The 17,893-nt window shown below is 67.2% G+C and carries 18 protein-coding genes and 1 pseudogene; 15 read left to right on the forward strand and 4 right to left on the reverse strand.

All coding sequences use genetic code 11. The features are described from left to right. Positions 1-184 precede the first annotated feature (184 nt). From AWC17_RS22505 to AWC17_RS22515, 3 genes are all read left to right on the forward strand, one after another. Positions 185-1,876 (forward strand): DAK2 domain-containing protein, encoded by a 1,692-nt coding sequence (locus AWC17_RS22505; RefSeq protein ID WP_082147469.1) that lies wholly within the window; start codon positions 185-187, stop codon positions 1,874-1,876. 2 nt (positions 1,877-1,878) lie between these two features. Beyond that, positions 1,879-4,098 (forward strand): ATP-dependent DNA helicase RecG, encoded by a 2,220-nt coding sequence (recG, locus tag AWC17_RS22510; protein ID WP_046186292.1) that lies wholly within the window; start codon positions 1,879-1,881, stop codon positions 4,096-4,098. Positions 4,099-4,174: 76 nt separating this feature from the next. After that, entirely contained in the window at positions 4,175-4,888 is a 714-nt protein-coding gene (locus AWC17_RS22515) for an HNH endonuclease family protein (protein WP_046186293.1), read from the forward strand. Between the two features lies 1 nt (position 4,889). Here AWC17_RS22515 and AWC17_RS22520 read toward each other — a convergent pair whose 3' ends face one another. Continuing rightward, positions 4,890-5,735 carry an aldo/keto reductase gene (locus AWC17_RS22520; RefSeq protein WP_141224731.1) on the reverse strand — a complete coding sequence of 282 codons (846 nt, stop codon included), beginning with the start codon at positions 5,733-5,735 and terminating at the stop codon, positions 4,890-4,892. A gap of 6 nt (positions 5,736-5,741) precedes the next feature. Next, positions 5,742-5,923: pseudogene (locus tag AWC17_RS33630) on the reverse strand (aldo/keto reductase); the annotation flags it as partial. Positions 5,924-6,170: 247 nt separating this feature from the next. Here AWC17_RS33630 and AWC17_RS22530 point away from each other — a divergent pair. The 5 genes from AWC17_RS22530 (at position 6,171) to coaD (ending at position 9,899) form a co-directional block, all read left to right on the forward strand. After that, complete coding sequence (locus AWC17_RS22530) at positions 6,171-7,286, forward strand: alpha/beta hydrolase (RefSeq protein WP_047321766.1); 1,116 nt, start codon at positions 6,171-6,173, stop codon at positions 7,284-7,286. Positions 7,287-7,383: 97 nt separating this feature from the next. Further along, on the forward strand, positions 7,384-8,148 hold the full coding sequence (locus AWC17_RS22535; RefSeq protein ID WP_046187166.1) for a DsbA family protein: 765 nt from the start codon (positions 7,384-7,386) through the stop codon (positions 8,146-8,148). Next, positions 8,145-8,780 carry a vitamin K epoxide reductase family protein gene (locus AWC17_RS22540; protein ID WP_085165109.1) on the forward strand — a complete coding sequence of 212 codons (636 nt, stop codon included), beginning with the start codon at positions 8,145-8,147 and terminating at the stop codon, positions 8,778-8,780. The genes AWC17_RS22535 and AWC17_RS22540 overlap by 4 nt, the downstream gene beginning before the upstream one ends. Positions 8,781-8,790: 10 nt before the next feature. Continuing rightward, complete coding sequence (gene rsmD, locus AWC17_RS22545; protein ID WP_085165110.1) at positions 8,791-9,345, forward strand: 16S rRNA (guanine(966)-N(2))-methyltransferase RsmD; 555 nt, start codon at positions 8,791-8,793, stop codon at positions 9,343-9,345. 77 nt (positions 9,346-9,422) lie between these two features. Further along, the gene (coaD, locus tag AWC17_RS22550; RefSeq protein WP_046184893.1) at positions 9,423-9,899 is read left to right on the forward strand and encodes a pantetheine-phosphate adenylyltransferase; all 477 of its coding nucleotides are present in this window, start codon (positions 9,423-9,425) and stop codon (positions 9,897-9,899) included. A 3-nt stretch (positions 9,900-9,902) separates the two neighbouring features. Here coaD and AWC17_RS22555 read toward each other — a convergent pair whose 3' ends face one another. Both AWC17_RS22555 and AWC17_RS22560 read right to left on the reverse strand, forming a co-directional pair. Beyond that, positions 9,903-10,331 carry a hypothetical protein gene (locus AWC17_RS22555; RefSeq protein ID WP_141224723.1) on the reverse strand — a complete coding sequence of 143 codons (429 nt, stop codon included), beginning with the start codon at positions 10,329-10,331 and terminating at the stop codon, positions 9,903-9,905. Positions 10,332-10,567: 236 nt separating this feature from the next. Then, complete coding sequence (locus tag AWC17_RS22560) at positions 10,568-11,758, reverse strand: permease (protein WP_264056014.1); 1,191 nt, start codon at positions 11,756-11,758, stop codon at positions 10,568-10,570. Between the two features lie 304 nt (positions 11,759-12,062). On the opposite strand from AWC17_RS22560, the gene sepIVA reads away from it, so the two are divergent. The 7 genes from sepIVA to AWC17_RS22595 all read left to right on the forward strand — a co-directional run bounded on the left by sepIVA (position 12,063) and on the right by AWC17_RS22595 (position 17,892). Beyond that, entirely contained in the window at positions 12,063-12,800 is a 738-nt protein-coding gene (gene sepIVA, locus AWC17_RS22565; RefSeq protein WP_046184903.1) for a cell division protein SepIVA, read from the forward strand. Between the two features lie 57 nt (positions 12,801-12,857). Next, positions 12,858-13,442, forward strand: a complete 585-nt coding sequence (locus AWC17_RS22570) for a YceD family protein (RefSeq protein WP_197083446.1) — start codon at positions 12,858-12,860, stop codon at positions 13,440-13,442. Next, positions 13,439-14,152: a ribonuclease III gene (gene rnc / locus AWC17_RS22575; protein WP_046184895.1), complete on the forward strand. Its 714-nt coding sequence runs from the start codon at positions 13,439-13,441 to the stop codon at positions 14,150-14,152. Before AWC17_RS22570 ends, rnc begins: the two co-directional genes overlap by 4 nt. Beyond that, a complete protein-coding gene (gene mutM / locus AWC17_RS22580; RefSeq protein WP_046184896.1) occupies positions 14,153-15,022 on the forward strand; it encodes a DNA-formamidopyrimidine glycosylase in 870 nt (289 codons plus the stop codon). Between the two features lie 130 nt (positions 15,023-15,152). Continuing rightward, entirely contained in the window at positions 15,153-15,425 is a 273-nt protein-coding gene (locus AWC17_RS22585) for a FeoA family protein (RefSeq protein WP_231588612.1), read from the forward strand. Continuing rightward, positions 15,422-17,332 (forward strand): ferrous iron transporter B, encoded by a 1,911-nt coding sequence (feoB, locus tag AWC17_RS22590; protein WP_046184897.1) that lies wholly within the window; start codon positions 15,422-15,424, stop codon positions 17,330-17,332. Before AWC17_RS22585 ends, feoB begins: the two co-directional genes overlap by 4 nt. Next, positions 17,329-17,892 (forward strand): NifU family protein, encoded by a 564-nt coding sequence (locus AWC17_RS22595; RefSeq protein WP_046184898.1) that lies wholly within the window; start codon positions 17,329-17,331, stop codon positions 17,890-17,892. The genes feoB and AWC17_RS22595 overlap by 4 nt, the downstream gene beginning before the upstream one ends. Position 17,893 lies beyond the last annotated feature (1 nt).

Genomic DNA, 17,893 nt, shown 5'->3' on the forward strand with positions numbered 1-17,893 from the left:
CCAACCAGAATAGGTGATTGTCGTGGCAACCACCAAAACGATCACCACCGCTGTCGCCGCGTCTGGCTAGGCTCAATGGGTCGGATCGCGCCGCCGGCGGGTGGTGGTCACGGGCAGCCGTCGCCCGAGTCGCCGAGCTACGCTGGCGCCCACCGGGGGCTGGGTGTGGAGGAGGTGGGTAACACTGGGACCGTCGGAGCGTCTGTTGGACGCGATTACCTTGCGGGACTGGGCGCACACCGCCGTCAGCGACCTGATCACCCACATCGACGAGATAAACCGGCTCAACGTCTTCCCGGTTGCCGATTCCGATACCGGCGCCAACATGCTGTTCACCATGCGCTCGGCGCTGGCCGAGGCCAATGCGGGCGTCAATTCCGAGGGTGGATCGGCGTGCGTCGCCCGAGCCGCCGCCGCGATGTCGGCCGGTGCGCTGAACGGCGCCCGCGGCAATTCCGGCGTGATCTTGTCCCAGATCCTGCGCGGCATCGCCGACGTCACCGCCGTCGCAGCGGCCGATTCCGGCGGTGAGCTGCCCCACATCGATAGCGCCACCCTCGGGGCGTCGTTGCGGCGCGGCGTGGACCTGGTCATCGCCTCGATGGGCGGGGAGGAGGTCTCGGGGACCATCGTCTCGGTGCTGCGGGCCGCCGCCGACGCCGTCGGGGAGTGCGCCTACGCCGGGGAAGAGCTCACCCCGGCGGTCATCGCCGCCGGTGATGCGGCGGTCGTGGCACTGGAGAAGACGACCGAGCAGCTCGACGTGCTCGCCGATGCGGGCGCCGTGGACGCCGGCGGGCGGGGCCTGCTGGTGCTGCTGGACGCCCTGCGCACCACCGTCACCGGGCAGGCGCCGGCCCGAACGGTGTACGAGTTGTCGCCGCGCGCGCCGCAACCGGAACGCGCCGCCGACCGCCCCGCGCCGCAATTCGAGGTGATGTACCGGCTGGACGGCTGCGACGCGGCCGCGGCGGACGCGCTGCGGGACCGGCTCGGGGAGCTGGGCGATTCCGTGGGCATCGCGGCCGCGACTTCGTCGGCCGAGCGCACGTACTCGGTGCACGTACACACCGACGACGCCGGTGCCGCGGTCGAGGCGGGGCTGGCGGCGGGGCGGTTGAGCCGCATCGTCATTTCGGCGTTGAGTTCCGGCGCCACCGGGCTGCCGGGCGGCGGCTGGACGCGGGAACGCGCCGTGCTGGCCGTCGTCGACGGCGAGGGTGCCGCAGAGCTGTTCGGCGGCGAAGGCGCCTGCGTGCTGCAACGCGATCCTGCCTCGGGCGACCCGGTCACCAACATCAGCGCCCACCAGCTGATGCGGGCGGTGGTCGACACCGGCGCCGCGCAGGTGATGGTGCTGCCCAACGGCTACGTGCCGGCCGAGGAGCTGGTGGCCGGATGCACCGCGGCGATCGGCTGGGGTATCGACGTGGTACCGATACCGACGGGATCGATGGTGCAGGGGCTGGCCGCGCTGGCAGTGCACGAAACCGGCCGGCAGGCGGTGGACGACGGCTACACCATGGCCCGCGCCGCCGGTGCGGCCCGGCACGCATCGGTGCGCATCGCGACCGAGAGCGCGTTGACCTGGGCGGGCCGCTGCCAGCCGGGCGACGGCCTGGGTATCGCGGGGGACGAGGTGCTGATCGTCGCCGCCGACGCGATCGCCGCAGCGATCGGTCTGCTCGATCTGTTGCTGGCCTCCGGCGGTGACCTGGTGACGGTGTTGGTCGGCGCCGGCATCGAGACGGAGGACGACGCCGCGGCCGTGGCCGACATCCTCGAAAAGCACATGCATGACCACCACCCGGGAACCGAGCTGGTCACCTACCGCACCGGCCATCGCGGTGACGCGCTGTTGATCGGAATCGAGTAGCCGTGGCGTCGCTGGGCGACCGCCTGGACTTCGTGGTGGGTGCCAAGGCAGCCGATCAGCTCGACGAGGAGTTGGGCATCCGCAGTGTCGCGGATCTGCTGCGCCACTATCCGCGCAGCTACACCGAGGGCGCGACCCGTTGGGACGCCGACGATCAACGTCCGTCGGCCGGCGAGCACATCACGATCGTCGACACGATCACCGAAACCAAGACATGGCCGATGAAGAAGACCCCGAAGAAGCTGTGCCACCGCATCACCCTGGGCGCCGGCCGCAACAAGGTGACCGCGACTTTCTTCAACGCCAATTACCTGAAAAAGGACCTGACCGAAGGCACCAAGGTGATGCTCTCCGGGGAGGTCGGATTCTTCAACAACGTCATGCAGCTGACGCACCCGGCATTCCTCATCCTCGACTCCCCGGACGGCAGGAACCGCGGCACGAGCTCACTGAAGAACATCGCCATCGCCTCGCAGGCCACCACCGGCGAGCTGCAGATGTCGGCGTTTGAGCGAGCCTTCTTTCCGATCTATCCGGCGACCACGAAGCTGCAGAGTTGGGACATTTTCAGGTGCGTGCGCCAAGTGCTCGACGTCTTGGATCCGGTGGATGACCCGTTACCCGCCGACCTGCGCGACCGCTACCAACTGGTCTCCGAAGACCGGGCGTTGCGCGACATCCATCTGGCCGAAGACGAGTCGGCGCGGAGGCGGGCACGGGAGCGGCTGACCTTCGACGAAGCCGTCGGGCTGCAGTGGGCCCTGGTCGCCCGGCGGCACAGCGAGCTCTCGGAATCGGGGCCCCCGGCGCCGCCACGTTCCGACGGTCTGTCCGCCGAACTGTTGGGACGGTTGCCGTTCGAGCTGACCGCGGGACAACGGGAAGTGCTCGACGTGTTCACGAAGGAGCTGTCGGCCACCCGGCCGATGAACCGCCTGCTCCAAGGTGAAGTTGGATCGGGGAAGACCATCATAGCGGTGCTGGCGATGCTGCAGTTGGTGGACGCCGGTTACCAGTGTGCACTGCTGGCACCCACGGAAGTCCTTGCCGCCCAACACCTGCGGTCGATCAATGATGTGCTCGGCCCGTTGGCGATGGCGGGCCAGCTGGGTGGTGCGGATAACGCCACCCGGGTCGCGCTGCTCACCGGTTCGATGACGGCGGCGCAGAAGAAGCAAGTCCGCGACGAGGTGGCGAGCGGTCAGGTTGGGATCGTCGTCGGCACCCATGCGCTGTTGCAGGACGCGGTGGAATTCCACAACCTGGGCATGGTGGTGGTCGACGAGCAACACCGCTTCGGTGTCGAACAGCGAGACCAGTTGCGGGCCAAGGCTCGTCCGGGTGTCACCCCGCACCTGCTGGTGATGACCGCGACGCCGATACCGCGCACGGTCGCGCTGACCGTCTACGGCGACCTGGAAACCTCGACGCTGCGCGAACTTCCGCGCGGGCGCCAACCGATCACCAGCAGCGTCATCTTCGTCAAGGACAAGCCCGCGTGGCTCGAGCGCGCCTGGCGGCGCATCGCCGAAGAGGTCGGCGCCGGTCGTCAGGCCTACGTGGTGGCACCCCGGATCGACGAGACCGACGATCCGGAGAAGCAGGAGCAGAACACGAGACCGTCGGAAACCGCCGAGGGTCTCTACGCCCGGCTGCGTTCAGGCGAGCTGGCGAACCTGCGCCTGGGACTGATGCACGGGCGGCTGTCCGCCGAAGAGAAGGACGCCGCGATGGCGGCGTTCCGGGCGGGTGAGATCGACGTTTTGGTGTGCACCACCGTCATCGAGGTGGGTGTGGATGTCCCCAACGCCACGGTGATGCTGGTGATGGATGCCGACCGCTTCGGCATCAGCCAGCTGCATCAGCTGCGGGGCCGCATCGGCCGCGGCCAGCATCCCAGCCTGTGCCTGCTCGCCAGCTGGGTCTCGCCGGAGTCGCCGGCGGGCCGGCGGCTTTCTGCCGTGGCCGCGACCCTGGACGGGTTCGCGCTGGCCGACCTGGACCTCAAAGAGCGCCGGGAGGGAGACGTCCTGGGCCGCAACCAATCCGGTCGCGCGATCAATCTGCGCCTGCTCTCGTTGGCCGACCACCGCGACGTCATCGAGGCCGCGCGCGACTTCTGCGTACGAAGCTATGCAGACGACCCCGCCAACCCCGAATTGGCTTTGCTGGCAGCGCCTTTCGTCACATCCGACCGAATCGAATACCTGGACAAGTCGTGACCACCGGCGACGATGCAGTGGGGGCACGCCCCCACAAGTGGGAGGTACCCCCACCCGCTTGCGGCGGACGGCGCTTGTGAATCGCAAAGTGCTGCTGTGGTTGTCCGCGGCCGCGGCGCTCGCACTGCTGGTGGCCTACCAGACGGTCGGATCCTCGGCGGCCAGGCACGCGGATGAATACGCGGCGCGCGCCGACGTCCCGACGGTGCAACCCGGCACCGATGTGCTCGGGGGTATCGCGGTGCTACCGCTGCGGGCACACCGGTATGACTACCGCAGAGCGGCGTTCGGCGACGCGTGGGACGACGACAACGACGCCCCGCTGGGACACAACGGCTGCGACACCCGCGACGACATCCTCAACCGCGACCTCGTCGACAAGACGTATGTGTCGACCAAGCGGTGTCCGGACGCGGTGGCAACCGGCACCCTGCACGACCCTTACACCAACAAAACCATCGCTTTCCAGCGCGGCGCCAAGGTCGGCGAGGCGGTGCAGATCGACCACATCGTCCCGCTCGCCTACGCCTGGGACATGGGGGCCTCCAACTGGCCGGCGCCCGAGCGGCTGCGGTTCGCCAACGATCCGGCCAACCTGCTGGCCGTCGACGGACAGGCCAATCAGGACAAGGGCGACGCGGCGCCGGCGCAATGGATGCCGCCGAACGCGGCGTTCGCGTGCCAATACGCTATGCAGTTCATCGCCGTGCTACGCGGCTATTCGTTGCCGGTGGATCAGCCGTCGACCGGGGTGTTGCGTCAGGCGGCTGCCACCTGCCCGGCGGGTTAGCTCAGGCGCCCTCGAAGGTGTTGGGATCCGGGCGCAACCTGGTGCCGTCGTTGAGCCCGTTGATCGCGTCCATGTGCTCGGCGGCCAACTCGAAGTCGAACACATCGAGGTTCCCGGCAATGCGCTCGGGCTCGGCGGACCGGAAGACGACCGCGTTGCCCAGCTGCAGGTTCCACCGGAGCAGCACCTGAGCCGGGGTCTTGCCGTATTCGCCGGCAACGGAAGTCACGGTGGGGTTGTCCATCAGCTTGCCGAGCGCCAGCGGGGTGTAGGCCTGGGTGACGACGTTGTGCTCCGCGTTGGTTTTGCGCACGTCGGCCTGGTTGAGCAGCGGGTGCAGCTCGACCTGGTTGACCGCCGGCGTGACGAAGGTCAGGTCGATGACATCCGTCAGATGCTGCTCGGTGAAGTTCGAGACGCCGATGGAACGTGCGAGCCCGTTCCCTCGGCACTGGATCAGCCCGCCGAAGGAGTTCACGTATTCGCCCCGGGACGGCACCGGCCAGTGAATCAGGTAGAGGTCGACGTAATCCAGGCCGAGTCGTTCCAGGCTCTCCTTGCAGGCCTGCTCGGCCCGCAGGAATCCGTGGTCGGCGGCGGCCAGCTTGGTGGTGACGAACAGTTCGGCGCGCGGAATCCCGGAGGCCGCGACGGCACGGCCGACGGCGGCTTCGTTGCCGTAGGCCGAGGCGGTGTCGATCAGCCGGCAACCCATCTCCAGCGCCGCCGAAACCGCGCGTTCGGTTTCGTCCTCCGACAAATCCGCGACGCCAAGGCCCAGCACCGGCATCGTGTTTTCGTCATTAAGAGCTATCGAGGGCACGGCAGCGCCCGACTCGCCAGCCAATGTCATTCACCTGCCTGTGAAATTGAAGGTTCGTGGACCCAACCGGGTGCCGTCATCGAGCGAGGAGATCGACACCATTCCATCGGCGCTGAGTTGAAGGCGCTGAGTTCAAAAAAGAACACGTCGAAGCTGCTCGCAATCCGTGAGGCGGTTACCTGCTTGGGGATCACGATATTACCGAGCTGGAAAATACCACTTCATCAACGCCCGGGCGGGGCGCGGCGATATCGGACCCTGGTCTATATTTCGCAAATTCGTCAGCACGTAGAGTTGGTCACACCGGAACCGGCAACCGCCCTGGCGGTAACCGACGCGCAGCGCGGCACCAGCCGCACCCGCTCGGTGGCCGCCGGGGCGGAAGACTCCGCGGCGACGGCTTGCAACGAATCACCGTCCGTCGCCCAAGCGTTGCCACGTTTTATTCGAGGGAGTGCCATGACCAAGAGCGTGCCCGCGCCGGACCTCCACCTCGGGGTGAAACACGCCCCCATGCGCCTGGCCAGCCGCATGCAGGGCGCGGTTTCCACGATCGGTGTCAAGGTCATTCCGTGGATCCCGACCCCCGCCAAGCGTGCGCTGTTCGGTGGCCGTTCGGTGACCATCGACGGCAACACGCTGGACCCCACGCTTCAGCTGATGCTCTCCGGTCTGCGTGCCGTCGGCATCGACGGCCTGGTCGTCGACGACGACGCGGGCGCTTCCCGCGCTCAGATGCGCCAGCTGTCGCTGGAACTCCCCGGCCCACAGATCCACGTCGACGTCGACGAACTATCGCTGCCGGGACCGGCCGGTGAGATCCCGGCGCGGCACTACCGTCCGGCCAACGGCGCGTCCGCGCCCCTGCTGGTCTTCTACCACGGCGGCGGATGGGTGATCGGCGACTTGGACTCCTACGACGCACTGTGCCGGTTGACGTGCCGCGACGCCGGCATCCACGTGTTGTCGATCGACTACCGGCTGGCCCCCGAGCATCCGGCGCCGGCCGCGGCCGAGGACGCCTACGCCGCCTTCAGGTGGGCGTACGACCACGCCGAGGAACTCGGCGCCGCGCCCGGTCGGATTGCGGTCGGCGGGGACAGTGCGGGCGGCAACCTGGCCGCCGTCGTCTGCCAGCAGGCCCGCGACGAGGGTGCCCCCGCCCCCGTCCTGCAGTGGCTGATCTACCCGCGGACCGACTTCACCACGCCGACCCGGTCACTGAGCCTGTTCGCCCGCGGGTTCCTGCTGACCAAGCGCGACATCGATTGGTTCGAGTCTCAATACCTCAGGCGTTCGAGCGTCGACCGGGCCGATCCGCGGATATCGCCGCTGCTGGCCGAGTCGTTGGCCGGGCTCGCGCCCGCGCTGATCGCGGTCGCCGGTTTCGACCCGTTGCGCGACGAGGGCGAGAGCTACGCGGCGGCCCTGCAGGCCGCCGGGACCGCGGTCGATCTGCGGTGCATGGGGTCGTTGACGCACGGCTTCGCCAATCTCTTCCAGCTCGGCGGCGGCAGCGCCGCCGCGACCACCGAGTTGATTTCGGCTCTGCGTGCCCACCTGAGCCGGGTCTGACCTGTTGCGCGGTTGGCGTCGGTAATCTAGAGGCGCCTACGAGCAAATGACATCCACCAACGAACGACAACCCGAGTACCGAAGGATCACGGAAACTGTGGCCGACAAACCCAAACGCCCCCCGCGCTTTGACATGAAGGCCGCCGACGGCAAATCGGGCCGACTCGTCCAGATCGGCGGGACCGCCCTCGTGGTCGTCTTCCTGGTCGCCGTCGTCTCCTACATCGTGGTCACGCACCACAAGAAGACCGCCGCCATCGGCGCGGGCGACACGGTGCGGGTGACGTCGAGCAAGTTGGTCACCCAGCCCGGGACCAGCAACCCCAAGGCCGTGGTCACGTTCTACGAGGACTTCCTCTGCCCGGCCTGCGGCAACTTCGAGCGCACCTTCGGTCCGACGGTGTCCAGGCTCATCGACGTCGGCGCCATCGCGGCCGACTACTCCATGGTGTCGATCCTCGACAACGCCAGGAACCAGAACTATTCGTCGCGTGCGGGCGCCGCGGCCCTCTGCGTGGCCGACGAGTCCCTCGACGCGTTCCGGCGATTCCACACCGCGCTGTTCACCACCGACCTCCAGCCCAGCGAACGCGGCAGCAGCTTCCCGGACAACGCCCGGTTGATCGAGCTCGCCCGGGAGGCCGGCGTCGTGGGCAAGGTGCCTGACTGCGTCAACAGCGGCAAGTACGTTTCCAAGGTCACCGGTGAGGCGGCCGCCGCGAAGATCAATGCCACGCCGACCATCAAGATCAACGGCGACGACTACGACCCGTCCACGCCCGATGCGCTGGTCGCCAAGATCAAGAGCATCGTGGGCGACGTGCCGGGCATAGACGGCGCCGTCGCCCCCCCGGCCACGTGACCACCCCGGTGGCGGCCCAAACCGCCGACCTGACACCAGATTTGCGTCCCGAAGCGCGCGTGCCTGCGCCCAGTGGGTGGTGGGTGTTGGTCGCCGGCGTGATCGGCTTGGCTGCCTCCGCGACGCTGACGGTGGAGAAGATCGACCTTCTGCTCAACCCGGCGTACGTGCCGACGTGCAACATCAACCCGATCCTGTCGTGTGGCTCGGTGATGATCACACCGCAGGCGTCGGTGCTGGGTTTCCCCAATCCGCTGATCGGCCTGGTGGCCTTCACCGTGGTGGTCGTCACCGGGCTGCTGGCGGTGACCAAAGTGGCGTTGCCGCAATGGTATTGGATCGGGCTGGCGGTCGGGCTGCTGCTCGGCGCGGCGTTCGTGCACTGGTTGATCTACGAGAGCCTGTACAGCATCGGCGCGTTGTGCCCGTACTGCATGGTCGTCTGGGCGGTGACCATCACCCTGCTGGTGGTCGTCGCGTCGATCACGTGTCGTCCGGCGCTGCAACGCCGGGGGCGCGGTGCGGCGTGGATGCTGTACCAATGGCGGTGGTCGATCGCCGCGCTGTGGTTCACCGCGGTGTTCCTGCTGATCATGGCGCGGTTCTGGGACTATTGGTCGACACTGCTGTAAGTGTTGGCAGGTGACCCGGATCATCGGCGGCGTGGCCGGCGGCCGGCGCATCGCCGTCCCGCCGCGGGGGACGAGGCCGACCACCGATCGAGTGCGCGAGTCACTCTTCAACATCTTGACCGCGCGACACGACCTGACGGGCGTCGCGGTGCTGGATCTCTACGCCGGTTCGGGCGCACTGGGATTGGAGGCGCTGTCCCGCGGGGCTGCCTCGGCGCTGTTCGTGGAGGCGGACCACCGCAGCGCGTCCGTCATCGCACGCAACATCGACGCCTTGGGTTTGACCGGCGCCACCGTGCGCCGCGGCGCGGTCGCGACCGTCCTGGCGGCCGGGACCGCGAGCCCGGTCGACCTTGTTCTGGCCGACCCGCCCTATGACGTCGATGCCGCCGAGGTGGAAGCCGTGCTGGCAGCGTTGGTCACCCGCGGCTGGGCGAACGCCGGAGCCGTGGCGGTGGTGGAGCGTGCGGCGACCGGTGCGCCGCTGACGTGGCCGGCCGGTTGGTCCGTGTGGCCGCCGCGCGTGTACGGCGACACCCGTCTGGAGATGGCCGAGCGACTGTGAGGCGGGCGTGTACCGTCTTTCGTCATGAGCGCCGCTCCTTCTCATCGCTCCGCTCTGCATCGTCGCCGGCGCGCGTCATGAGCGGCGCGGTATGCCCGGGGTCGTTTGATCCAGTGACGTTGGGCCACATCGACGTCTTCGAACGGGCGTCGGCCCAGTTCGACGAGGTGGTGGTGGCGATCATGACCAATCCCGCCAAGAAGGGCATGTTCGACCTCGACGAGCGGATCGCGATGATCAACGAGTCGACGACACATCTGCCCAACCTGCGGGTCGAGGCCGGGCAGGGTCTGGTGGTCGACTTCGTCAGGTCGCAGGGGATGACCGCCATCGTGAAGGGCCTTCGCACCGGCACCGACTTCGAATACGAGCTGCAGATGGCGCAGATGAACAAGCACATCGCCGGCGTCGACACGTTTTTCGTCGCGACGACACCGAGGTATTCGTTCGTGTCGTCGTCCTTGGCCAAAGAGGTCGCGTTGTTCGGCGGCGATGTCTCGGAGCTACTGCCCGAACCGGTCAACCGCCGCTTGCGCGAGAAGCTGGCCGGCTAGGTCTCAACTCAGGTCTTTGACCAGAATGTCGTTGACCGCCTTCAGGTCGTCAATTGCCTGCTGTGTGAACAAGTCTGCTTGCTCTAGATCGGCTGACGTGCTGTTGGGCCCAAGCGACATGCAGATGTGCGCCGCAGCGTGAAAGTCATTGATTTCGGATTGCAGGGCAGTAGTCAGGGCGGGGTCCGGCGTAGGCAGGTGGGCCTGGAGGCCGATGGTTTGTTCGTCGTGCAGCGCTGAACATGATGTCCGGAGAGCTCCGATGTCGTTGTCTTCGATCGCGTCGACCACCGCCTGCATGAATTTGGTCGTATTGACGAAATGCTCTTCGGCCCGTGAATACCACTCCGCGACACCGGGGTAGACGGCGCCAGCCGCCCCAGCTGTCCCCATGGTGAAGAAAGCCGCTGCACCTACAGCGGCGCCACCCAAGCGCTTGTGTACGTGCCTAAACATGTCTGACCTGACTGTGTGGAGCCGTATCTTGGACTACTCGAGAGCGATGCCGCCCAGAGTTCGTACCTAAGACTTCGTGCCCAGCAACATGTTTGATAGGGCCTTCGGGCCCGTCCTGTGGGCCAAAGGAAATGCGTTAGATGTACTCCGACGACGCGCGGTCGTGGCGGCTGCTACGGCACCTCAGACCGCGTTGACCGTCGCCGACGCCGCTAGTGGCACTCGTGATTGTGCTCGTGTCCGCCGTCGGGGGAGCCGCCCATCATCCGCGCCATCGGAACTCCGCCCGTCGTGACGAACCGGACGACGAGAATGGCCGCGACGGCAAGAAAGGCGATATTGAGCCAAGTCGTGTAGTTCCACGAAACCGCCGCCTCCATGACCGTGGCGTTGCGCTGTTGCGGAACGAGATGCGTTGCGCCGAAGATTAATTCGACCAGATAGCCCGCGGCGACCATGGCGGCGTAGAACGTGCCCAGTAGCGTCAGCATCATCCTGGTGCCGTAGTACTTGCGGTAGATATTCAGGATCGGCAGGATCAGCAGGTCGGCGTAGATGAACGCGATGACACCGCCGAAACTGATGCCGCCGTTCCACAGCACCGCGGCCAGCGGAACATTGCCGATCGAGCAGACGAACGACACGATCGCCACGATCGGTCCCACGATCGGACCCCACAGCGCCGACCAGCCCGGGTGGTCGGCCAAAAAGAAGACCTGCCAGAACTTTTCGGGCACCCACGCCGCGATGGCCCCCGCGATCAACAGGCCCAGAACGAGGTCGCGCAGGATCGCCAGCCACTCCATGACGAACACGTGGGCAACGGAAGTGAAGCCCTCCGCGGAAAAGAGGCGCTGAGAGAACGAGCCCTGCTTCTTGATGGACATGTCCATGGCCGCGTGGCCTTCCATCAAGCCGGCGATCCCGCGGTCGGCCTGCTCACGGGCGGCATCGATAAGCCGCGAGCGCACGAACAACCGGAACAGGACGGCGAGCACCACGATCATCAGCGGGCCGCCGACGAACTCCGCGGCGGTGAACTGCCAGCCCATCAGCAGGGCCAGGATGATGCCCAGTTCCACCACCAGGTTGGTGGAGCCGATCTCGAATGCCATGGCGGCGATGAAGCTGGCGCCCTTGCGGAAGAGCGATCGGGCCAACGCCACCGCGGCGTACGAGCACGACGACGATGCCGCGCCGAGGCCGGCGGCCAGTGCCAAGGTGCGCGGCCGGTCGTCGCCCAGCAGCGCCACGATGGTCGAGCGTCGCACCACCGCCTGCACCACCGCAGACAGCGCAAATCCCAGGATCAGCGCCCACAGGATTTCCCACGTCATCGATCCCGCCACCGCCAAGGCGTGTCCCACCGCTGCCAGCACGAGTGCTAATCCTTCCCTTCGGATGGCCCGGGCCCCGAATTATACCCCCTGGGGGTATAGGTCAAGCGCTGCAAAGTGCGCTGGCCAGGTCCGGGGCCGCCGCGATCCCTAGAATGGCCGCAATAGGTGCAACCAACCTTGGCGGCGCGGACGGGCGTTTCGATGGATTTCACTCATGACGGCGAGGCCGCAGCCGCTTTTCTGCGGTGTTTTGCGTCGTTGTCGCGGTCGAATGTCCGACACACCGGCCTCGCCACCGCTGTCACAAAGGCAACACCAGGCACACTGGTAACAACAGGTTTTTTGCAGACGCCAGGAGGATGTGGCCGTGTACAGAGTCTTTGAAGCGCTCGACGAATTGGGCGCCATCGTTGAAGAAGCACGCGGCGTTCCGATGACGGCCGGCTGCGTGGTGCCCCGCGGTGACGTGCTGGAACTGATCGACGACATCAAGGATGCGATCCCCGGCGAGCTGGATGACGCCCAGGATGTGCTCGACGCGCGGGACTCGATGCTGCAGGACGCCAAGTCGCACGCCGAATCCATGGTCTCCTCGGCGACCACCGAGTCCGAGTCGATGCTCAACCACGCCCGCGCGGAGGCCGACCGGCTCTTGTCCGACGCAAAAGCCCAGGCCGACCGCATGGTGAGCGAGGCGCGCCAGCACAGCGAGCGGATGGTCGGCGAGGCTCGCGAGGAGTCGATGCGCATCGCCACGGCGGCGAAACGCGAGTACGAGGCCAGCGTCGGGCGCGCCCAGGCCGAGGCCGACCGGCTGCTCGAGAACGGCAACATCTCCTACGAGAAGGCCGTGCAAGAGGGCATCAAGGAGCAGCAGCGTCTGGTGTCGCAGAACAGCGTGGTGGAGGCGGCCAACGCCGAGGCCACCCGGCTGATCGATTCGGCGCATGCCGAGGCGGACCGGCTGCGCGGCGAGTGCGACATCTACGTCGACAACAAGCTCGCCGAGTTCGAGGAATTCCTCAACGGCACGCTGCGCTCCGTCGGGCGCGGGCGTCACCAACTCCGGACGGCGGCCGGTACGCACGACTACGCCGTGCGCTAGCCCGTCCACCGCGGCCGCGCCCTGGAATTATGCGGCGCGCGCCGTAGGATTTCTCATATGACGCGGCAGCACAGCACCACCTCGCGGCGCCGTCTGAGCTCGCCGATGACGATTGACATCACCCGGCTCGGGCGGCGCCCCGGGGCGATGGTGACCCTGCGAGAAACCGTGTCCAGCCCGTCGCGCATCGGGCTGGACATGATCGCAATCGAAGCGGGCGCTCCGCTGGAACTGGACCTGCAAATTCAGTCGGTCTCCGAAGGCGTACTGGTGACGGGGACGGTCGACGCGCCCACCGCCGGTGAATGCTCCCGTTGTCTGACCCCCGTCAACGGTCGCGTGCAGGTCCGGTTGACCGAACTGTTCGCCTACCCCGACAGCACGACAGAGGCGACCACCGAGGAAGACGAGGTCGGCCACATCGTCGACGACGCCATCGACCTCGAACAGTCGATCGTCGACGCCGTGGGACTGGAGCTGCCGTTCTCGCCCGCGTGCACGCCCGATTGCCCGGGGCTGTGCCCCGAATGCGGCGTTTCCCTTGCGGCCGAGCCCGACCATCACCACGACCGCATCGACCCGCGGTGGGCCAAGCTGGCCGGCATGTTTCCCGAGCCGGACGCGCCGCGGGGTGAGCAATGACGTCGCGACAAGACCTGCTCGATGCGCTCGGGGTCGAGCTGCCCGATGAGCTGCTTTCGCTGGCGTTGACGCATCGCAGCTACGCCTACGAGCACGGCGGGCTGCCGACCAACGAACGTCTGGAATTTCTCGGCGACGCCGTGCTGGGGCTGACCATCACCGACGAGCTCTACCACCGGCATCCGGACCGTTCGGAAGGGGACCTGGCCAAGTTGCGGGCCAGCGTCGTCAACACCCAGGCCTTGGCCGACGTCGCGCGCAAACTGTCCGCGGACGGCCTGGGCGTGCACCTGTACCTCGGGCGCGGGGAAGCCAACACCGGCGGCGCCGACAAGTCGAGCATCCTGGCCGACGGCATGGAATCGCTGCTGGGCGCCATCTACTTGCAGCACGGCATCGACACCGCCCGCGACGTGATCCTGCGGCTGTTCGGCGCGTTGCTGGACGCCGCACCGACGCTGGGGGCCGGGCTGGACTGGAAGACCAGCCTGCAGGAGCTGACCGCCGCGCGGGGCATGGGCGCGCCGTCCTACGTCGTCACCTCCACCGGCCCGGACCATGACAAAGAATTCACCGCCGTCGTCGTTGTGATGGACACCGAATACGGGTCCGGTGTGGGGCGCTCCAAGAAGGAAGCCGAGCAGAAGGCCGCGGCGGCGACGTGGAAAGCCCTGGAAGCACTGGACACCGCGGGGAAAACGTCCGTCTAGATGCCCGAGTTGCCCGAAGTCGAGGTGGTGCGCCGCGGCTTGCAGGCCCACGTCGTGGGCAAGACGATCACCGCCGTTCGGGTGCATCACCCGCGCGCGGTGCGGCGTCACGAGGCCGGGCCCGCCGATCTCACCGCCCGGTTGCTCGACGCCCGGATCACCGGCACCGATCGGCGCGGCAAGTACCTGTGGCTGCTGCTCGACACGGAGCCCCCGGCGCCGGAATCGGACACGGCCCTGGTGGTGCACCTCGGCATGAGCGGGCAGATGCTGCTGGGGGAGGTGCCGCGCGCCGACCACGTGCGCATCTCCGCGCTGCTCGACGACGGCACCGTGCTGAGCTTCGCCGACCAACGCACCTTCGGCGGCTGGATGCTTGCCGATCTGGTGAGCGTGGAGGGCAGCGTCGTACCGGCCCCCGTCGCGCACCTCGCGCGCGACCCGCTGGACCCGCTTTTCGACCGCGACGCCGTCGTGAATGTCTTGCGGCGCAAGCACTCCGAGATCAAACGGCAACTCCTCGATCAAACCGTGGTATCGGGCATCGGCAACATCTACGCCGACGAAGCGCTGTGGCGGGCCAAGGTCAACGGCGCCCGCATCGCCGCGACGTTGAGCCGCCGCCAGCTGGGCGCGGTCCTGGACGCCGCGGCCGACGTGATGCGCGACGCGCTGGGGCAAGGCGGGACGTCGTTCGACTCGCTGTATGTCAACGTCAACGGCGAGTCTGGCTACTTCGACCGATCGCTGGACGCCTACGGCCGCGAAGGGCAGAACTGCCGGCGCTGCGGCGCGGTGATGCGCCGGGAGAAGTTCATGAACCGGTCGTCGTTCTACTGCCCGAGATGTCAGCCGCGGCCACGGATTTGAGTCACCCTGGACGCCCACTTGACGGCGTTCTGGAACCGGTCGGAGGAAAGGTGAGGTTACCCTCACCTTTCTTCGTTATCCTGAGTGGCATGGTGAACCTGTGGCAGCGGGCGGGCTAGTGCGCGGATTCGTGCGGAACGCACGTGGTGTCCCGGGTTCGCCGACCGTGCTGGCTCAGCTCGCGCCGGGCCAGCGGGCCACGATCGTGGGCGTGGTGGCCGCGGCGTCTCCCGTGGTGGCCGGCCGGCTGCGGCAGCTGGGATTTCGGCCGGCGGCCGACGTCGAGGTCATCCGGCGGGCCCCGATGGGCGACCCGACCATCTACCGGGTTCAAGACACCGAACTGTGCCTGCGCCGGCGCGAAGCGAAACTGATCGAGGTCGACCCGGGGAGCGACGCATGACGTCCTGCCACGAGGAAGGCGGCGTGGTCGCAGTCGCGGGCGTGGCACACGTCGCCCTGGTGGGCAGCCCCAACGCGGGTAAGACGTCCGTCTTCAATCACCTGACCGGGCTCCGCGCCAAGACCGGCAACTACCCGGGTGTCACCGTCGGACGCAGGGTCGGCATCATGAACGCGGACGGCGTCGAGATCGCCGTGGAGGATCTGCCCGGCACCTACAGCCTGGAGCCCATCAGCCCGGACGAACGGGTGGTGGCCGATCTGCTGGCCGGCAACGTCGCCGACGCCGGCCGGCCCGATGCGATCGTCCTGGTGGCCGACGCCACCACACTGCATCGCTCGATCACGCTCGTGGCCCAGGTGCTGCGGCTCGATGTCCCGTGCCTGTTGGCACTGACCATGACCGATGAATTGACCGCGCGCGGGGGCGGCATCGCCGTCGGCGGCTTGTCGACGGCGCTGGGAATTCCGGTGATCCCGGTGATCGCGCACCGCGGCGGCGGCATCGACACCCTGCGTGCCCGACTGGCGTCATTCGACCGGTGGCAACGGCCCCCGATCCTGCCGCCGGGCGACGACGATGCCATTGACGCATGGGGTAAGTCGGTGCTGGATGCGGCCGGATACGTTGCGCCACAACCGGATCGGCGTACGCGAGGAATCGACGCGATCGTGCTGCATCCCCTCTGGGGAACCGTCATCTTCTTCGCGGTGATGTTCTGCTTCTTCCAAGTGGTCTTCACCGTCGCCGCACCCCTGCAGGACCGGGTGAGCCAAGGGCTCGGCTGGCTAGGAGCACTGGTCAGCGACCACGTGGGCAACTACGTCGTGCGCGGCCTGCTCGGCCAGGGATTCATCGGCGGCGTGGGAACGGTGCTCCAGTTCATTCCGCAGATCGTGTTGCTGTTCCTGTTGATCGCGTTGCTGGAGAACGTCGGCTATATGGCGCGGGCCGCGTTCCTGATGGACCGGGTGATGGCCGCGACGGGATTGGAGGGCCGCGCCTTCGTCGCGATGCTTTCGTCGTTCGCCTGCGCGATTCCGGGGATCATGGCCACCCGGACATTGCCCTCGTCGCGTGACCGGATCGCCACGATCATCACGGCGCCGTTGATGACCTGCTCGGCCCGGCTTCCGGTGTTCACTCTGCTAGTGGGGCTGCTGGTTTCGCCGCAGGTCCAGTGGTGGGGCTTCAGCGCCCAGGGCGTCGCGATGTTCCTGCTGTATCTGTGCGGCGGCACGTCGGCGCTGGTCGCTGCGTCGCTGTTCAAGTCGACGATCCTGCGCAGCGATCTGCTGCCGTTCACGATGGAGCTTCCGCCGTACCGCTTCCCGTCGGCCAAAAACGTGCTCATCACGATGTGGGATTCGGCCAAAGTGTTCTTGCGCAAGGCCGGAACGATCATCCTGGGCACCTCGGTGGTGCTCTGGGTGCTGCTCAATCTGCCTGCGCGTCAGGGGGAAACCGCGCACATGTCGGCGACGGAGACGACCGCCTATGTGATGGACCACAGCTACGCCGCCGACATCGGGAAGGCGATGGGGCCGGTGTTCAAGCCGCTGGGTTTCGATTGGCACATCAACGTCGCCCTGCTCGGTTCGTTCTCGGCGCGAGAGGTTTTCGTGTCGACCCTCGGCGAGGTGTCGGCGGCGACGAACCCCGAGGATCCGCATGAAGCTCTGGTCACCATGACCGACGACGACGGCCACCAGGTGTTCACCTCTTCGACCGTCATCGCTCTGATGGTGTACTTCATCTTCGCGCTGCAATGCATGTCCACCGTCGCGGTGATGCGCCGCGAAACCAACTCGTGGCGGTGGCCCGCGTTCGCCTGGTGCTACATGTTCGTCCTGGCGTGGACGATGGCGTTTGCGGCCCGGTCGATCGCGATAGGTGTAGGCGCATGATTCCGATCCACGCCACGGCCACCGCAGATCCGGCGCAGCTGCGCTGGGTGGTCCCGCCCGGCCGGCTGCCGGCGCGCGGCATCGTTCGGCAGGTCCCGGGCAGGCTGGGTGCCCTGCTGGACAGCGGGACAATCGCCGAGATTCTGGTGGGCGCCGGCGACATCCGGATGACGGTCGGCGCGGGCGGCAGCTGGCGTGAGTTGGGAGACGACGTTCGCGAGGCGCTCGGCGAGGCGCTGGTGAACCCGCAGGACTGGACGGTCGACGAATCATCCGCCCCGGATCTGGAAACGGCGGCCGCGGAACTGCTCGCGGGACCTGTTGGCGCGCTTGCCGCTTCACATGGCGGGTCGATCGAGCTTGTCTCGGTGGCCGGCCACACCGTGACCGTGCGGATGGTGGGTGCTTGCGACGGATGTCCGGCCGCGACGTCCACGCTGCGGGACGTATTCCAGCGTGAACTGCGTCGGCGGTTTGATGACCAGGCCGTGGTAACCTGCGAAAACAGTTCGCCTGCAATATCTTTAGGCAAAAAGCTGCTGTCGTTGATAGTTCGCTGAG

Origin of the sequence: Mycobacterium nebraskense (genome assembly GCF_002102255.1) — a bacterium.
Classification (GTDB): domain Bacteria; phylum Actinomycetota; class Actinomycetes; order Mycobacteriales; family Mycobacteriaceae; genus Mycobacterium; species Mycobacterium nebraskense.

Bases quoted from the DNA above. Each gene is read 5' to 3' on its own strand.
- AWC17_RS22530 (WP_047321766.1), top strand. From the start codon at position 6,171: ATGACCAAGAGCGTGCCCGCGCCGGACCTCCACCTCGGGGTGAAACAC.
- coaD (WP_046184893.1), top strand. From the start codon at position 9,423: ATGAGCGGCGCGGTATGCCCGGGGTCGTTTGATCCAGTGACGTTGGGC.
- AWC17_RS22570 (WP_197083446.1), top strand. From the start codon at position 12,858: ATGACGCGGCAGCACAGCACCACCTCGCGGCGCCGTCTGAGCTCGCCG.
- rnc (WP_046184895.1), top strand. From the start codon at position 13,439: ATGACGTCGCGACAAGACCTGCTCGATGCGCTCGGGGTCGAGCTGCCC.
- mutM (WP_046184896.1), top strand. From the start codon at position 14,153: ATGCCCGAGTTGCCCGAAGTCGAGGTGGTGCGCCGCGGCTTGCAGGCC.
- feoB (WP_046184897.1), top strand. From the start codon at position 15,422: ATGACGTCCTGCCACGAGGAAGGCGGCGTGGTCGCAGTCGCGGGCGTG.
- AWC17_RS22595 (WP_046184898.1), top strand. From the start codon at position 17,329: ATGATTCCGATCCACGCCACGGCCACCGCAGATCCGGCGCAGCTGCGC.